This is a genomic window from Pseudomonas sp. D2002, from assembly GCF_013385735.1.
Lineage (GTDB): Bacteria > Pseudomonadota > Gammaproteobacteria > Pseudomonadales > Pseudomonadaceae > Aquipseudomonas.
This window is the reverse complement of sequence record NZ_JACAPL010000015.1, coordinates 81027-97349: the sequence shown is the minus strand read 5'-3', so window position 1 is coordinate 97349 and position 16323 is coordinate 81027. Positions and strand designations below refer to the sequence as shown.

The 16323-nt window shown below is 60.9% G+C and carries 14 protein-coding genes; 7 read left to right on the top strand and 7 right to left on the bottom strand.

Going from position 1 to position 16323, the window contains the following annotated elements:
• Positions 1-127: 127 nt before the first annotated feature.
• From prpD to HX783_RS25600, 6 genes are all read right to left on the bottom strand, one after another.
• Positions 128-1612: a 2-methylcitrate dehydratase gene (prpD, locus tag HX783_RS25625; RefSeq protein WP_177018719.1), complete on the bottom strand. Its 1485-nt coding sequence runs from the start codon at positions 1610-1612 to the stop codon at positions 128-130.
• A 117-nt stretch (positions 1613-1729) separates the two neighbouring features.
• Entirely contained in the window at positions 1730-2920 is a 1191-nt protein-coding gene (gene prpF / locus HX783_RS25620; RefSeq protein WP_159958959.1) for a 2-methylaconitate cis-trans isomerase PrpF, read from the bottom strand.
• 10 nt (positions 2921-2930) lie between these two features.
• Positions 2931-5525, bottom strand: coding sequence for a Fe/S-dependent 2-methylisocitrate dehydratase AcnD (gene acnD, locus HX783_RS25615; RefSeq protein WP_177018718.1), 2595 nt, complete (start codon positions 5523-5525; stop codon positions 2931-2933).
• A 196-nt stretch (positions 5526-5721) separates the two neighbouring features.
• Entirely contained in the window at positions 5722-6849 is a 1128-nt protein-coding gene (gene prpC / locus HX783_RS25610; protein ID WP_177018717.1) for a 2-methylcitrate synthase, read from the bottom strand.
• Positions 6850-6889: 40 nt separating this feature from the next.
• Positions 6890-7783: a methylisocitrate lyase gene (gene prpB / locus HX783_RS25605; RefSeq protein ID WP_021491517.1), complete on the bottom strand. Its 894-nt coding sequence runs from the start codon at positions 7781-7783 to the stop codon at positions 6890-6892.
• Positions 7780-8493: a GntR family transcriptional regulator gene (locus tag HX783_RS25600; protein WP_177018716.1), complete on the bottom strand. Its 714-nt coding sequence runs from the start codon at positions 8491-8493 to the stop codon at positions 7780-7782. Before HX783_RS25600 ends, prpB begins: the two co-directional genes overlap by 4 nt.
• Positions 8494-8765: 272 nt before the next feature.
• Between HX783_RS25600 and HX783_RS25595 the strand changes: the two genes are divergently transcribed.
• The 6 genes from HX783_RS25595 (at position 8766) to HX783_RS25570 (ending at position 14209) form a co-directional block, all read left to right on the top strand.
• The gene (locus HX783_RS25595; RefSeq protein ID WP_159958967.1) at positions 8766-9302 is read left to right on the top strand and encodes an ATP-dependent zinc protease; all 537 of its coding nucleotides are present in this window, start codon (positions 8766-8768) and stop codon (positions 9300-9302) included.
• 5 nt (positions 9303-9307) lie between these two features.
• Positions 9308-10840, top strand: coding sequence for an inactive transglutaminase family protein (locus HX783_RS25590; RefSeq protein WP_159958969.1), 1533 nt, complete (start codon positions 9308-9310; stop codon positions 10838-10840).
• Positions 10840-11826 carry an alpha-L-glutamate ligase-like protein gene (locus HX783_RS25585; protein ID WP_177018715.1) on the top strand — a complete coding sequence of 329 codons (987 nt, stop codon included), beginning with the start codon at positions 10840-10842 and terminating at the stop codon, positions 11824-11826. Before HX783_RS25590 ends, HX783_RS25585 begins: the two co-directional genes overlap by 1 nt.
• A gap of 156 nt (positions 11827-11982) precedes the next feature.
• Entirely contained in the window at positions 11983-13326 is a 1344-nt protein-coding gene (gene pabB / locus HX783_RS25580; protein WP_177018714.1) for an aminodeoxychorismate synthase component I, read from the top strand.
• A gap of 224 nt (positions 13327-13550) precedes the next feature.
• Positions 13551-13853 carry a type II toxin-antitoxin system HigB family toxin gene (locus HX783_RS25575; RefSeq protein ID WP_177018713.1) on the top strand — a complete coding sequence of 101 codons (303 nt, stop codon included), beginning with the start codon at positions 13551-13553 and terminating at the stop codon, positions 13851-13853.
• The gene (locus HX783_RS25570) at positions 13853-14209 is read left to right on the top strand and encodes a type II toxin-antitoxin system HigA family antitoxin (RefSeq protein WP_177018712.1); all 357 of its coding nucleotides are present in this window, start codon (positions 13853-13855) and stop codon (positions 14207-14209) included. The genes HX783_RS25575 and HX783_RS25570 overlap by 1 nt, the downstream gene beginning before the upstream one ends.
• Positions 14210-14349: 140 nt before the next feature.
• Here the strand turns inward: HX783_RS25570 and thrH are convergent, their stop codons facing one another.
• Positions 14350-14967 carry a bifunctional phosphoserine phosphatase/homoserine phosphotransferase ThrH gene (gene thrH, locus HX783_RS25565; RefSeq protein ID WP_122718003.1) on the bottom strand — a complete coding sequence of 206 codons (618 nt, stop codon included), beginning with the start codon at positions 14965-14967 and terminating at the stop codon, positions 14350-14352.
• A gap of 150 nt (positions 14968-15117) precedes the next feature.
• On the opposite strand from thrH, the gene HX783_RS25560 reads away from it, so the two are divergent.
• Positions 15118-15852, top strand: coding sequence for a phosphoadenylyl-sulfate reductase (locus HX783_RS25560; protein ID WP_159958981.1), 735 nt, complete (start codon positions 15118-15120; stop codon positions 15850-15852).
• The last annotated feature ends 471 nt before the right edge of the window (positions 15853-16323 follow it).

Sequence of the window (16323 nt, the reverse complement as noted above, 5' to 3'; positions counted from 1 at the left end):
TGAGCGAACGCAGATCTAAATGTGGGAGCGGGCTTGCTCGCGAATTCGGTGGGTCAGTGACAGATGAATTGCCTGGCACTCCGCTTTCGCGAGCAAGCCCGCTCCCACATTGGCTCGGTGGTGTTTGTCAGATTACAAATAAGTCCACAAACCGGTTAACCGCCGTGGCCTCAAGTCTTTCCTGATCCTTGCACAGCGCAAAAATCTCCCCACTGCGCTGCGCGGTAAACCGCGTGGCCAGGTTGGCCTTGAACTTGTCTTCCAGCAAGGGAATGCCGTCCACCCGGCGACGGCGATGCCCAATCGGGTATTCCACCGCCACCTGCTCGGTGCTGGAGCCATCCTTGAAAAACACCTGCACCGCGTTGGCGATGGAGCGCTTGTCGGCCTCCAGGTATTCGCGGCTGTAGCGTGGGTCTTCCACGATGACCATCTTCTGGCGCAGCTCATCGATAATCGGGTGAGCCGCGTGAAACTCATCCTCATACTGCTCGGCCACCAAGTTGCCGAAGGCCAGCGGCACGGCGGTCATGTACTGCAGGCAGTGGTCGCGGTCAGCGGCGTTGGCCAGCGGGCCGACTTTGGAGATGATGCGGATCGCCGACTCGTGGGTGGTGATCACGATGCGCTCGATCTCATGCAGGCGCTCCTTGACCTGCGGGTGCAACGTCACCGCCGCTTCGCAGGCGGTTTGCGCATGGAACTCGGCCGGGAAACTGATCTTGAACAGCACGTTTTCCATCACGTAGGTGCCGTAGGGCTGGGACAGGCTGAACGCACGCTTGTCTTCAGGCTTGAGTGCCAGGTCCTTGTTGGTGTGGCTGAACAGTACGTCATAAAACCCCCACTGCGGCGCGCTCAACACACCCGGAATGCCCATCTCGCCGCGCATAGCGATATCGGCCAGACGCACGCCCCGACTTGACGCATCGCCCGCCGCCCAGGATTTGCGCGAGCCGGCGTTCGGTGCGTGGCGATACGTGCGCAGTGCCTGGCCATCGACAAACGCGTGGGACAAGGCTGCGAGCAGTTGCTCACGGTTGGCACCCATCAGTTTGGCGGTCACCGCCGTGGAGGCGACTTTCACCAGCAGCACATGGTCAAGGCCGACACGGTTGAAGGCGTTTTCCAGGGCAATCACGCCCTGGATCTCATGGGCCATGATCATCGCTTCGAGCACGGCGCGCACGGTCAGCGGCGCGTCGCCATTGGCCAGGCGTTTTTGCGAAAGGTGGTCAGCCACGGCGAGGATGCCGCCGAGGTTGTCGGATGGGTGGCCCCATTCGGCGGCGAGCCAGGTGTCGTTGTAGTCGAGCCAACGCACGATGCAGCCAATGTCCCAGGCGGCTTTGACCGGGTCCAGGCGGAACGACGTGCCAGGCACTCGCGCGCCGAACGGGACGACAGTGCCCTCCACGATTGGCCCCAGGTGCTTGGTGCATTCGGGGAAGCGCAGGGCCAACAGGCCACAGCCGAGGGTGTCCATCAGGCAGTTGCGCGCGGTGTCCAAGGCGGCCTGGGACTCGATGCGGTAATTGAGGACGTAATCGGCAATGTCCTGCAGGACCTGATCGTAGTCCGGGCGGTTGTTCTGGTCGACGTTGGCGCTCATGGCAGTTCTCCAAAAAGGGTTGGGGTTAGTCCTCGGGCTTACGGTTGATCGAGTTGTGGCCGGTCTCGTTGCCAGCCTTGGAATGGAGCCCGCTCCCACAGGGTTCGGTGCAAGCTATTAAAAGGCGTCGCCGGGCACGCGCACGAAACCTTCCATCAACACCCGCGCGCTGCGGCTCATGATGGCTTTCTTAACGACCCATTCGCCGTTCACCTGGGTCGCCTCGGCGCCCACACGCAAGGTGCCGGACGGGTGCCCGAACCGCACCGCGTTACGCTCAACACCACCCGCCGCCAGGTTGACCAAGGTGCCGGAAATCGCCGCCGCCGTGCCAATCGCCACCGCCGCCGTGCCCATCATCGCGTGGTGCAGCTTGCCCATCGACAGCGCGCGCACGAGCAAATCCACATCGGCGGCCTTGATCGCCTTGCCGCTGGACGCCACGTAATCCGCAGGCTTGGCCACAAACGCCACCTTCGGCGTGTGCTGGCGCTGGGCGGCTTCGTCCAGATGCTTGATCAAGCCCATGCGCAAGGCGCCGTAAGCGCGCACGGTTTCAAACATTGCCAGGGCTTTCGGGTCGCTGTTGATCGCGCCTTGCAGCTCGGTGCCGGTGTAGCCGAGGTCTTCGGCGTTGATGAAAATCGTCGGGATGCCCGCGTTGATCAGCGTCGCCTTGAAGGTGCCGACACCGGGCACTTCGAGGTCGTCGACCAGGTTGCCGGTGGGGAACATCGAACCGCCGCCGCCCTCTTCCTCCGCCGCCGGGTCCATGAACTCCAGTTGCACTTCAGCGGCCGGGAAGGTCACGCCGTCGAGTTCGAAGTCACCGGTTTCCTGCACCGCGCCGTCAGTGATCGGCACGTGGGCAATGATGGTCTTGCCGATATTGGCCTGCCACACCCGCACCACGGCCACGCCGTTGCGGGGCACGCGGGCGGGGTCGACCAGCCCGGCGCTGATAGCGAACGAACCGACCGCCGCCGACAAGTTGCCGCAGTTGCCGCTCCAGTCGACAAAAGGCTTGTCGATGGACACCTGGCCAAACAGATAGTCCACGTCGTGGTCGGCGCGGGTGCTCTTGGCCAGGATCACCGTTTTGCTGGTGCTCGAAGTGGCGCCGCCCATGCCGTCGATTTGCTTGTCGTAGGGATCGGGGCTGCCGATCACCCGCAACAGCAAGGCATCGCGCGTGGCGCCCGGCACCTGCGCCGCTTCGGGCAGGTCCTTGAGGCTGAAAAACACGCCCTTGCTGGTGCCGCCACGCATATAGGTGGCGGGGATCTTGATTTGCGCTGCGTGTGCCATGGTTATCCCCTTAAGCGGTCGCCGCCGATTCCAGGAAGTCCTGGGCAAAACGTTGTAACACGCCGCCGGCCTCGTAAATCGACACTTCTTCGGCGGTGTCCAGGCGGCAGGTCACCGGCACTTCAACACGTTCGCCATTTTTGCGGTTGATCACCAAGGTCAGCTGCGCGCGCGGGGTGCGCTGGCCGACCACGTCATAGGTTTCGCTGCCGTCGATGTTCAGGGTGTGGCGGTCGGTGCCCGGCAGGAATTCCAGCGGCAACACGCCCATGCCCACCAGGTTGGTGCGGTGGATGCGTTCGAAGCCTTCGGCGGCAATCGCTTCCACACCCGCCAGGCGCACACCTTTGGCCGCCCAGTCGCGGGACGAACCCTGGCCGTAGTCGGCGCCGGCAATAATGATCAGCGGCTGCTTGCGCTCCATGTAGGTTTCGATGGCTTCCCACATCCGCGTGACCTGGCCTTCCGGCTCGATACGCGCCAGCGAACCCTGCTTGACCTTGCCGTTCTCCTGGACCATTTCGTTGAACAGTTTCGGGTTGGCAAAGGTCGCGCGCTGCGCGGTCAGGTGGTCGCCGCGGTGAGTCGCGTAGGAGTTGAAGTCGACTTCCGGCAAGCCCATTTTCGCCAGGTATTCACCGGCGGCGCTGCCCGGCATGATCGCGTTGGACGGCGACAGGTGGTCGGTGGTGATGTTGTCCGGCAGCACGGCCAGCGGGCGCATGCCCTTGAGCGGCCGCGCACCGGCCAGCGCGCCTTCCCAATACGGCGGGCGACGAATGTAGGTGCTTTGCGGGCGCCAGTCGTACAGCGGCGCGACTTTCGGGCCGGTGTCCTCGTGGATCGCGAACATCGGGATATAGACGGCGCGGAACTGCTCCGGCTTGACTGAGGCCTTGACCACCGCGTCGATTTCTTCGTCGCTCGGCCAGATGTCTTGCAGGCGGATTTCCTTGCCATTGGCGTCGAGGCCGAGCACGTCCTTTTCAATGTCGAAACGGATGGTGCCCGCAATCGCGTAAGCCACCACCAACGGCGGCGAAGCCAGGAACGCTTGCTTGGCGTACGGGTGAATGCGCCCGTCGAAGTTGCGGTTGCCCGACAGCACGGCGGTGGCGTACAGGTCGCGGTCGATGATTTCTTGCTGGATGACCGGGTCGAGTGCGCCGGACATGCCGTTGCAGGTGGTGCAGGCGAACGCCACCACGCCGAAGCCGAGTTTTTCCAACTCGTGACCCAGGCCCGCGTCCTCCAGGTACATGGCCACGGTTTTCGAACCCGGTGCCAGCGAGGATTTGACCCACGGTTTGCGCGTCAGCCCCAACTTGTTGGCGTTACGCGCCAGCAGGCCGGCAGCAATCACGTTGCGCGGGTTGCTGGTGTTGGTGCAGCTGGTGATGGCGGCGATGATCACCGCGCCGTCGGGCATTTGCCCCGGCACTTCATCCCACTGGCCGGAGATGCCCTTGGCCGCCAGGTCGCTGGTGGCCACGCGGGCGTGCGGGTTGCTCGGCCCCGCCATGTTGCGCACCACGCTGGACAGGTCGAAGGTCAGGCCGCGCTCGTATTGCGCGCCTTTCAGGTCATCCGCCCACAGGCCGGTGTGGCGTGCGTACTGCTCGACCAGGGTGACTTGTTCGTCTTCGCGGCCGGTGAGTTTCAGGTAGGCGATGGTCTGCTGGTCGATGTAGAACATCGCCGCCGTGGCGCCGTATTCCGGGGCCATGTTGGAGATGGTCGCGCGGTCGCCCAAGGTCAGCTTGGAGGCGCCTTCGCCGAAGAACTCCAGCCACGCGCCGACCACTTTTTGTTTACGCAGGAACTCGGTGAGCGCCAGCACCATGTCGGTGGCGGTGATGCCGGGCAGCAACTTGCCGGTGAGCTCCACGCCGATGATTTCCGGCAGGCGCATCCACGACGCGCGGCCGAGCATCACACTCTCGGCTTCGAGGCCGCCGACGCCGATGGCGATCACACCCAGGGCGTCCACGTGTGGCGTATGGCTGTCGGTGCCGACGCAGGTGTCAGGGAAGGCCACGCCGTCGCGCACCTGGATCACCGGGGACATTTTCTCCAGGTTGATCTGGTGCATGATGCCGTTGCCGGGCGGGATCACGTCGACGTTTTTGAAGGCCTTTTTGGTCCACTCGATAAAGTGGAAACGGTCTTCGTTGCGGCGGTCTTCAATGGCGCGGTTTTTCTCGAACGCGTCCGGATCAAAACCACCGGCTTCGACGGCCAGGGAGTGGTCGACGATCAGTTGGGTCGGCACCACCGGGTTGACCTGGGCCGGGTCACCGCCTTGCAGGGCGATGGCGTCGCGCAGGCCGGCGAGGTCGACCAGCGCGGTCTGGCCGAGAATGTCGTGGCACACCACGCGCGCCGGGAACCACGGAAAGTCGAGGTCGCGCTTGCGTTCGATCAGTTGGCTCAGCGAGGCGTTGAGGGTGGCCGGGTCGCAACGGCGCACGAGGTTTTCCGCGAGCACGCGCGAGGTGTACGGCAAGGTGGCGTAGGCGCCGGGAGTGATTGCATCGACAGCCGCACGGGCGTCGAAGAAATCCAGGCGGCTGCCGGGGAGCGATTTGCGAAATTCAGTGTTCATCGTCAGGACTCGGTCACGGTAGTTACAAAAGAAGCCGACTGATCCAGAGGTGGAATGCGATCAAAATGTGGGAGCGGGCTTGCTCGCGAATGCGGTGTGTCATTCAACACACATGGCGACGGTTAAATTGCATTCGCGAGCAAGCCCGCTCCCACATTTGATTTGGTTACCACTTCAGAATCCCCAGACCTCCCACTCAGCGACGTTCGATTGGCACGAACTTGCGCTGTTCTACGCCGATGTACTCGGCGCTTGGACGGATGATGCGGTTGTTGGCGCGCTGCTCGAACACATGCGCGGCCCAGCCTGTAAGCCGCGAGCAAACGAAGATCGGCGTGAACAATTTGGTCGGAATACCCATGAAGTGGTACGCCGAGGCATGGTAGAAGTCGGCGTTGGGGAACAGTTTCTTCTGCTCCCACATGGTCTTGTCGATGGCTTCCGAGACCGGGAACAGCACCTTGTCGCCCACTTCATCAGCGAGTTTTTTCGACCAGCCCTTGATCACTTCATTACGCGGGTCGCTGTCTTTGTAGATCGCGTGGCCGAAGCCCATGATCTTGTCTTTGCGCGCCAGCATGCCGAGGGTGCCTTCGACTGCTTCCTCGGCCGAGCCGAAACGCTCGATCATTTCCATCGCCGCTTCGTTGGCACCGCCGTGTAGCGGGCCGCGCAGGGAGCCGATGGCAGCGGTGACGCAGGAGTAAAGATCCGACAGGGTCGAGGCGCACACGCGGGCGGTGAAGGTCGACGCGTTGAATTCGTGCTCGGCGTAGAGGATCAGCGACACGTTCATGACTTTCTCGTGCAGCGCGCTCGGCTTTTTGCCATGCAGCAGGTGCAGGAAGTGGCCGCCGATGCTCGGCTCGTCGGTCACGCAGTCGATGCGCTTGCCGTCGTGGCTGAAGCGATACCAGTAGCACATGATCGCCGGGAACGCGGCGAGCAGGCGGTCGGTCACGTCGCGCTGCACGGAGAAGTCTTTCTCCGGCTCGATGTTGCCCAGGAACGAGCAACCGGTGCGCATCACGTCCATCGGGTGGGCGTCGGCAGGGATGCGCTCCAGCACTTCTTTCAGTGCCTGGGGCAGGTCGCGCAGCTTGCCGAGTTTGGCGGTGTAGGCGGCCAGTTCGGCTTGGGTTGGCAGCTCGCCGTACAGCAGCAGGTAGGCGACTTCTTCAAATTGCGCATCGGCGGCCAGTTCGCGCACGTCGTAGCCGCGGTAGGTCAAGCCGGCGCCGGCCTGACCCACGGTGGACAGTGCGGTCTGCCCGGCCACCTGGCCACGCAGGCCGGCGCCACTGAGTACTTTTGCTTCAGCCATGTTCGTTCTCCAATCTTGAATTTATTAGGGAGCCACAGGGTTACTTTTTGGCGGCAAACAGCGCGTCGAGCTTCTGCTCGAAGGTGTGGTAGTCGATGCGATCGTAAAGCTCCATGCGGGTTTGCATGGTGTCGATCACGTTCTGCTGGGTGCCGTCGCGACGAATCGCGGTGTAGACGTTCTCGGCGGCCTTGTTCATGGCGCGGAAGGCCGAGAGCGGGTACAGCACGATGGAAACATCGGCAGATTTCAACTGTTCGGTGGTGTACAGCGGCGTCGCGCCGAACTCGGTAATGTTGGCCAGGATCGGCGCTTTCACACGGGAGGCGAACAGCTTGTACATCTCCAGCTCAGTGATGGCTTCCGGGAAGACCATGTCGGCGCCGGCTTCGATGCAGGCGGCGGCACGTTCCAGCGCAGACTCCAAACCTTCGACCGCCAGGGCGTCAGTGCGCGCCATGATCACAAAGCTGTCATCGGTGCGTGCGTCCACGGCGGCCTTGATGCGGTCGACCATTTCCTGCTGGGACACGATTTCTTTGTTCGGGCGATGACCGCAGCGCTTGGCGCCGACCTGGTCTTCGATATGGATGGCGGCCGCGCCGAACTTGATCATCGATTTGACCGTACGCGCCACATTGAAGGCCGAGGAGCCGAAACCGGTGTCCACGTCCACCAGCAGCGGCAGGTCGCACACGTCGGTGATGCGGCGCACGTCGGTCAACACGTCATCCAGGCCGGTGATGCCCAGGTCCGGCACGCCCAGAGAGCCCGCCGCGACGCCGCCACCTGACAGGTAGATCGCCTTGAACCCGGCGCGCTTGGCCAGCAGTGCGTGGTTGGCGTTGATCGCACCGACCACCTGCAATGGGTGTTCGCTGGCGACGGCGTCACGGAAACGCTGGCCGGGTGTCGTTTTATTGTTCGAACTCATGACTCACCTCGTGATTGGGGAGCGCCGTCCGGGAAGTGACGGGCAATGTTGCGTTTGGACGCGCCGATATGCCGGCGCATCAACAATTCGGCCAGTTCACCGTCACGCTCGGCGATCGCGTCAAGAATGCGGTGATGCTCGGCAAAGGCCTGGCGTGGACGATTGGGGGTCGCGGAAAACTGGATGCGGTACATGCGCACCAATTGATACAGCTCGCCGCAGAGCATTTGGGTCAGGGTGCGATTACCGGCGCCTTGAATTATCCGGTAATGAAAATCGAAGTCGCCTTCCTGCTGGTAATAGCCGACACCGGCCTGGAAGGCCGCATCGCGCTCGTGGGTGTGCAACACCTGGCGCAACTCTTCGATCTCGGCGTCGGTCATGCGCTCGGCGGCCAAACGGCAGGCCATGCCTTCGAGGGATTCGCGGATTTCATAGAGTTCGATCAGCTCGGCATGGCTCAAGGACACGACCCGCGCGCCAACGTGGGGCACGCGCACCAGCAGGCGCTGGCCTTCGAGGCGGTGGATCGCTTCGCGCAGCGGGCCACGGCTGATGCCATAGGTGCGCGCCAGTTCCGGCTCTGAAATCTTGCTGCCGGGGGCGATCTCGCCCTTGACGATGGCGGCCTGGATACGCCGGAAGACGTTCTCCGACATTGTCTGGGAATCGTCTGACGGCGCCAGGGAGGCTTCCGCTTGATCGAGCATATTGTCGACACCTTTAAAAGCAATGCGGCAAAAACTAGCCAATCAGCCCTTAATAGTCAAAGAATAAATCCACATTGTCGACAATCGTCTAATAACCCCTTCTGCACGTTCTCGGGGCATGGCCGCCTGCCAGCGCTGGCGCCAAAAAAGCATCATGTTAGAATGCCCGCCGCATTTGCCTGACATCATTTGATGAAACGGCGCACGAGGGAGCTTGCGCAGCAATGCCAGTCGCCTTGAATTAAACATCGCACTGCACCGCCTCAGGATCTATGAGACTCAAGCCCTTCCTTTTAATGTGTTGCCTTATGTGCTTACCGGGCCTTGGCGTTGCCGCCGAGAAGACCGTGTATGGCCTGAATGAATACGCAAAACTTGCCGGCATTGACCTGGAAGTGGCAGCCAAACTCGACACTGGCGCCAAGACCGCCTCGTTGAGCGCCCGCGACATCAAGCGCTTCAAGCGCAACGGTGAATCCTGGGTACGCTTCTACCTGGCCATCGACACCGCCCATTCCCACCCCATCGAACGCCCTCTGGCCCGCGTCAGCAAGATCAAGCGCCGCGCCGGTGACTACGACCCCGATGAGGACAAGAACTACACCGCCCGCCCAGTGATTGCACTGGACATCTGCATGGGCACCGCTTTACGCAGCATCGAAGTGAACTTGACTGACCGCAGCGCATTCCAATACCCGCTGCTGATCGGCTCCGAAGCGCTGAAACGCTTTGATGCGCTGGTCGACCCCAGTCTTAAATACGCAGCGGGCAAACCTGCCTGCGCCGCTGACGCTCCTACCGCCGAGTAAACCGAATGCGCTCTTTGACCCTGCACCTGAAAATCCTGATCACCATCCTGGTGGTGTTGGGTATTTCGGTCACCGCCTACCAGATTTTCGTGCTGGGGATTCCCGTCACCGAGGACGCCACCGACGACCTGTGGAACATCGACGCCAAGGTCGAGTTCGTCGCCAACCCCAAGGACCCGGTGAAAATTTCGATGTTCGTGCCGCCCCTGAGCCGCGACTTCGTCAGCCTCAATGAAAGTTTCATCTCCAATAACTACGGCGTGAGCGTCAACCGCACCGATGGCAACCGCAAGGTCACCTGGTCGGCCCGCCGCGCCAAGGGCAACCAGACGCTGTATTACCGCCTGGTGCTGACCAAGCGTTACAGCGGCGAAAAGGTCAAGGTCAAAGGCCCGACCTTCCGCGACAGCATTGCCGTGGAAGGCCCGGAAAAAATCGCCGCCGAAGCCTTGCTGGCGCCGATCCGCCAGCACTCGGCGGACGTCGAGACGTTTATTACCGAAGCGATCAAGCGCACCAATAACCTCAACGACGACAATGTGAAGCTGCTGCTGGCGGGCGACCCTTCGACGCCGCACAAGGCCAAAATCGTCGAGTTATTGCTGTCCATCGCCCATGTGCCGGTGGAAAAAGTCCACACCATCCGCCTGGTGGCCGACCAGCCGCAAACCCCGGAACTGTGGCTGCGCAGCTTCAATGGCAATGACTGGTTGTACTTCAACCCGGAAACCGGCGAGCAAGGCCTGCCGGCCGACCGCCTGCTGTGGTGGACCGGCGATGAAAACCTGATCACGGTGGATGGCGGCAAAAAAGCCATGGTGACCTTCAGCCTGAACAACAGCGAAATGAACGCGATTCGCCTGGCCAAGCTGACCGACGAAAACACTGACGCCAATTTCCTCGAATATTCGTTGTACGGCCTGCCACTGCAAACCCAGCAGACCTTCATGATCATGGTGATGATCCCGATTGGCGTGCTGGTGATCCTGATCCTGCGCAACCTGATCGGCCTGCAGACGCTGGGCACCTTTACCCCGGTGCTGATCGCGTTGGCGTTCCGCGAGACGCAGTTGGGCTTCGGGATTGTGCTGTTCACCATTATTACCGCGCTGGGCTTGTCGCTCAGGTCCTATCTGGAACACTTGAAGTTGCAGATGCTGCCGAGGCTGTCGGTGGTGCTGACCTTCGTGGTGGTGCTGATTGCAGCCATCAGCCTGTTCAGCCACAAGCTGGGCCTGGAGCGCGGGCTGTCGGTGGCGCTGTTCCCGATGGTGATCCTGACTATGACCATCGAACGCCTGTCGATCACCTGGGAAGAACGCGGCGCCAACCACGCGCTGAAAGTGGCGATTGGTACGCTGTTCGCCGCCTCGCTGGCGCACATCATCATGAGCGTGCCGGAGTTGATCTACTTTGTGTTCACCTTCCCGGCGATCCTGCTGATCCTGGTGGGCTTCATGCTGGCCATGGGGCGTTATCGCGGCTACCGCCTGACCGAGCTGGTGCGTTTCAAGGCTTTCCTCAAGGCTGATTCGTAATGTTCGGCTTCTGGAAGACCTGGAAGGCCCTCGAAGCGCGGGGGATCATGGGCATCAACCGGCGTAACGCCGACTACGTGCTCAAGTACAACAAGCGCAGCCTGTACCCGATTGTGGATGACAAGATCATCACCAAGGAGCGGGCGATGGCGGCCGGCATTCACGTGCCGGAAATGTACGGGATCATTTCCACCGAGAAGGAAATCGACAAGCTCGACGAGATCATCGGTGGGCGCAGCGATTTCGTGATCAAGCCGGCCCAGGGCGCCGGCGGCGACGGCATCCTGGTGGTGGCCGACCGGTTTGAAGGGCGCTATCGCACGGTGTCCGGCAAGATCATCAGCCATGAAGAAATCGAGCACCAGATCTCCAGCATCCTCACCGGCCTGTATTCCCTGGGCGGCCACCGCGACCGCGCGCTGATCGAATACCGCGTGGTGCCCGACCAGATCTTCAAGAGCATCAGTTACGAAGGCGTACCGGATATTCGCATCATCGTGCTGATGGGCTACCCGGTGATGGCCATGCTGCGCTTGCCGACACGCCAGTCCGGCGGCAAGGCCAACCTGCACCAGGGCGCGATTGGCGTGGGTGTCGACCTGGCTACCGGCCTGACATTGCGCGGCACTTGGCTGAACAACATCATCACCAAACACCCCGACACCACCAACGCGGTAGACGGCGTGCAACTGCCCAACTGGGACGGTTTCATGACGTTGGCCGCCAGCTGTTATGAGTTGTGCGGGCTGGGTTACATCGGTGTGGACATGGTGCTGGACCAGGAAAAAGGCCCGCTGATCCTCGAGCTGAACGCGCGGCCGGGGCTGAATATCCAGATCGCCAACGACTGCGGCCTGACGTTGCGTACCCATGCGGTGGAAGCGCGGTTGGAGGAGCTGAAGGCTGCGGGCGTGACGGAAACGCCGGAAGAGCGAGTGAAGTTTGTGCAGGAGATGTTTGGGCATATTCCTGCGGTGGAAGGTTGATATCAGTCCGCCTGTGACGCAGAGCGTCACGGTATGCATTCCCACGCGGAGCGTGGGAACGATCAGTAGCGACTAATCACCGAACATCCCCTCTAGGAGCAAATCCTACGGGGGACTACAATCCCCTCCCCCGCGCCATTAGCTGATCCACCCCGCATGTCGACCTGTTCCGTACACCCGCTGCCCTACCGGGCCAACCCCGCCGACTACTTCGCGGCGATTCGCCATGCCCCCGGCGCGGTGCTGCTCGACAGCAGCCGCCCGGCTGCCGAGCGTGGGCGTTATGACCTGCTCAGTGCCTGGCCGCTGGAAACGCTGACGGTACGGCCTGACGAAAGCGGCGGTGATTTCCTGCAGCGCTTGCGCGAAAACCTGACGCAACTGGGTGAGGCGGCATTGCCCGCCGGTTTGGAACTGCCCTTTGCCGGCGGCTTGATCGGTTACCTGAGCTACGATTTCGGCCGGCATCTGGAACGCATGCCGCAGTTGGCGGTGGATGACCTGCACCTGCCGGATGCACGCTTCGGGCTGTATGCCTGGGCGCTGACCAGCGATCATCAGGCGCGCACCAGTCAGTTGGTTTTTCACCCGGCGCTGGCCGCCAGCGAACGGCAACGCCTGATCGACCTGTTCAGCCTGCCTGCCTCTGAGGCATCGGCTAGCTTCGCGCTTCGCGGCCCAATGGCGCCGGACCTCAGCGCCGAGGCTTACCGCCAGGCCATCGTGCGCATCCAGGACTACATCCAGGCCGGTGACTGCTACCAGGTCAACTTTGCCCAGCGCTTTCGCGCGCCGTGCATCGGTGATCCATGGGTGGCCTACTGCGCCCTGCGCGAGGCCTGCCCGACGCCGTTTTCCGGGTTCCAGAGCCTGCCGGATGACGGCGCGGTGCTGAGCCTGTCGCCGGAGCGCTTTGTACACATCAGCCAGCGCCGCGTAGAAACCCGCCCCATCAAAGGCACCCGCCCGCGGGGTTTGACGCCCGCAGAAGATGCGGCCAATGCCGCCGAACTGCTCGCCAGCCCCAAGGATCGCGCCGAAAACTTGATGATCGTCGACCTGTTGCGCAACGACCTTGGCCGCACCTGCCGCACCGGTTCGGTAAAAGTGCCGGAGTTGTTCAGCCTCGAAAGCTACCCCAACGTGCACCATCTGGTGAGCAGCGTCACCGGTGAGTTGGCCGACGACAAAGACGCCCTCGACCTGATCGCCGGCAGCTTCCCTGGCGGCTCCATTACTGGCGCGCCGAAGATTCGTGCGATGCAGATCATCGATGAGCTGGAGCCGACCCGACGTGGGCTGTATTGCGGCTCGCTGATGTATCTGGACGTGCGCGGCGAGATGGACAGTTCCATCGCGATTCGCAGCTTACTGGTGAAGGACGGGCAGGTGTGCTGCTGGGGCGGCGGCGGGATCGTGGCGGATTCGCAGTGGGAGGCGGAGTATCAGGAGTCGCTGACCAAAGTGCGGGTGTTGTTACAAACCTTGGAAAGCCTGTAGCGCCTGGCGCTGCGTGGCTTTCGGACGTTAAAGCCGCGGTCAGAAAAAGCCTGAATCAGAACGGTCGTGGACGGAGTACCGGCTGGGCGATAGCGTCCGGCTGACCGCCCACCGCCGTCTGTGAAGGATCACATGAAACGACTGCCAACTCGTCAGAAATTATTTCCGCGATTGCATATCCATCGAGCCGCACCTAATATCTCCCGAAATGGGAGGTGTCAGCAATGCGGATAATCGCGCTCTCCACCTTACGAACATTCTGGGAAAGCCATCCCGCTTATTGCGATGCAAAAACGCCGCTGGTCGAGCTGTATCGACATATGGAAAAGACCACGTATTCAACGCCACAAGCACTCAAGGCAGCGCTCAGAACAGCGAGCATTCTCAAAGGCGGCAGGGTTGTATTCAACGTGGGCGGCAACAAGTATCGAGTGATCATAGCGATCGATTATCAGCGACAGCTGGGGTTCATACGCTTCGTGGGGACCCACGCGCACTACGACCAGATCAACGCGGAGACCGTGTAATGAACATAAAACCTATTCATTCCCAGGAAGACCTGACTGCGGCGCTCGCACGCGTCGAGCAGCTATGGGGCGCGGAGATTGGCTCACCAGAAGGTGACGAGCTGGAAATCCTCGCCGTACTTATTGAGAAGTATGAGGCGGAACATTATCCAATGCCGCCTTCGGACCCGGTGGAAGCGATTAAATTTCGCATGGAGCAGTTAGGCATGACCGCCCGTGACCTTGAGCCGTTTATAGGCACGAGCGGGCGGGTTTCTGAAGTGCTGAATCACAAGCGCAAGCTGAGCCTGGCGATGATCAAGCGCCTACATGAAGGGTTGAGTATTCCTTATGAGCGGTTGCTGGCTGGGGCCTAACATGGAACATGTGCAGTGGCTGTACCGGCCCCTTCGCGAGCAAGCCCGCTCCCACATTTGATCGCGTTCTCACAGGATGAACGTGGTCGAATGTGGGAGCGGGCTTGCTCGCGAAGGGGCCAGCAGCATCAGCCGGAAACTTACAGGCTCAACGACCGATTCGACGCCTTGATGAATTCTTTTTTCAAGTCCTCAAACGTATGCACCGCCGGGAACTGCGGGAATTCGCGGATCACATTCTCCGGTGCATGGAACAGGATCCCACGGTCAGCTTCACCGAGCATGGTGGTGTCGTTGTAGGAATCGCCGGCGGCGATCACACGGTAGTAGAGGGTTTTGAACGCCAGCACCGATTGGCGCTTCGGGTCTTTCTGACGCAGCTGATAGCTCACCACCCGGTCATTTTCGTCGGTAATCAGGCGATGGCAGAGCAAGGTCGGGAAGCCCAACTGGCGCATAAGCGGTTGGGAAAACTCGTAGAAGGTGTCTGACAGGATCACCACCTGGAAACGCTCGCGCAGCCAGTTGACGAACTCGACGGCGCCGTCCAGTGGCTTGAGGGTGGCGATCACTTCCTGGATGTCGGCGAGCTTGAGCCCGTGTTCATCGAGGATGCGCAGGCGCTGCTTCATCAGCACGTCGTAGTCGGGAATGTCGCGGGTGGTGGCGCGCAGGGATTCAATACCGGTTTTTTCGGCGAAGGCGATCCAGATTTCCGGAACCAGCACCCCTTCCAGGTCGAGACAGGCAATTTCCACAAGACACTCCCATTAGATGTTGTTAGTTGAGCGAGCAAAAGGACTGCCGAACTCTAGCGACTCAAGCTGGCCGCCGCAACGCAGGGCGGATTTGATACCATCGCTTCCCTATAGAGCGCTCAGCGCCACTGACCTGTAGGAACCGTCCTGATGAACCAAGCCTTCGACGTCGTTGAACTCGCCACGACTTATGCCAACAAATCCGCTCAGGACATCCTCAAGCTGGCGTTCAGCCAGTTCGGTGATGACCTGTGGATTTCCTTCAGCGGTGCCGAGGACGTGGTGCTGGTCGACATGGCCTGGAAGCTGAACAAGAACGTCAAGGTGTTCAGCCTCGACACCGGCCGGCTGCACCCGGAGACCTACCGGTTTATCGAGCAGGTGCGCGAGTTCTACAAGATCGACATCGAACTGATCTCGCCGGACCAGAGCAAGCTGGAGCCCTTCGTCAAGCAAAAGGGCCTGTTCAGTTTCTACAAGGACGGCCATGGCGAATGCTGCGGCGTGCGCAAGATCGAACCGCTGCGTCGCAAGCTGTCCGGCGTAAGTGCCTGGGCCACCGGCCAGCGCCGTGACCAGAGCCCCGGCACCCGCAGCCAGGTGGCGGCGTTGGAAATCGATACGGCGTTCTCCACGCCGGAACGCACCCTGTACAAATTCAACCCGCTGGCGCAGATGACCAGCGAGGAAGTCTGGGGTTACATCCGCATGCTCGAGCTGCCGTATAACAGCCTGCATGAGCGCGGGTTTATCAGCATCGGCTGCGAGCCGTGCACCCGCCCGGTGTTGCCGAACCAGCATGAGCGTGAAGGCCGCTGGTGGTGGGAGGAAGCCACGCAGAAGGAATGTGGGCTGCATGCTGGGAATATCATCAGCAAGGCCTGATCGCTGACACGGTCCAAAAATGTGGGAGCGGGCTTGCTCGCGAAAGCGGTGGTTCAGTCGATGTATTCGGTGACTGGCAGGACGCATTCGCGAGCAAGCCCGCTCCCACATTTTGATTTTTGGGGGGGCACAAATTTTGTACACAACTATGTAACTATCGGTGCCATTTATGTGTGCAATTCATATTTTTTCGCACCAAAACGTAACACCCCTCCTCGTGTGCTGTTTGCCTCTTCAAAAGAGCGCCTCCCGTCCAAAAAATAAATACCTGTTCAAACGGTCAATTTATATCGCTTTAAATTCAGCTAGTTATTTTATTAATCAGTAAAAACGAATTTACCCACAGTTTTTATAGATCGAAAACTGGCACGCATGTGGCTTAAGGTGAATTACGCTTTGTATACAATAAATACAAAACCTACATACACTTTGCCATCTGCAACGCTCGTGCAGATGCGCCGGAGCCTGCCG

Excerpts from the sequence above, each read along its gene's own strand:
- HX783_RS25585 (WP_177018715.1), top strand. The coding sequence starts at position 10,840 with ATGTTCGGCTTCTGGAAGACCTGGAAGGCCCTCGAAGCGCGGGGGATC.
- HX783_RS25560 (WP_159958981.1), top strand. The coding sequence starts at position 15,118 with ATGAACCAAGCCTTCGACGTCGTTGAACTCGCCACGACTTATGCCAAC.
- acnD (WP_177018718.1), bottom strand. The coding sequence starts at position 5,525 with ATGAACACTGAATTTCGCAAATCGCTCCCCGGCAGCCGCCTGGATTTC.
- prpF (WP_159958959.1), bottom strand. The coding sequence starts at position 2,920 with ATGGCACACGCAGCGCAAATCAAGATCCCCGCCACCTATATGCGTGGC.
- pabB (WP_177018714.1), top strand. The coding sequence starts at position 11,983 with ATGTCGACCTGTTCCGTACACCCGCTGCCCTACCGGGCCAACCCCGCC.
- prpC (WP_177018717.1), bottom strand. The coding sequence starts at position 6,849 with ATGGCTGAAGCAAAAGTACTCAGTGGCGCCGGCCTGCGTGGCCAGGTG.
- HX783_RS25595 (WP_159958967.1), top strand. The coding sequence starts at position 8,766 with ATGAGACTCAAGCCCTTCCTTTTAATGTGTTGCCTTATGTGCTTACCG.
- prpB (WP_021491517.1), bottom strand. The coding sequence starts at position 7,783 with ATGAGTTCGAACAATAAAACGACACCCGGCCAGCGTTTCCGTGACGCC.
- HX783_RS25590 (WP_159958969.1), top strand. The coding sequence starts at position 9,308 with ATGCGCTCTTTGACCCTGCACCTGAAAATCCTGATCACCATCCTGGTG.
- prpD (WP_177018719.1), bottom strand. The coding sequence starts at position 1,612 with ATGAGCGCCAACGTCGACCAGAACAACCGCCCGGACTACGATCAGGTC.
- HX783_RS25600 (WP_177018716.1), bottom strand. The coding sequence starts at position 8,493 with ATGCTCGATCAAGCGGAAGCCTCCCTGGCGCCGTCAGACGATTCCCAG.
- HX783_RS25570 (WP_177018712.1), top strand. The coding sequence starts at position 13,853 with ATGAACATAAAACCTATTCATTCCCAGGAAGACCTGACTGCGGCGCTC.
- HX783_RS25575 (WP_177018713.1), top strand. The coding sequence starts at position 13,551 with ATGCGGATAATCGCGCTCTCCACCTTACGAACATTCTGGGAAAGCCAT.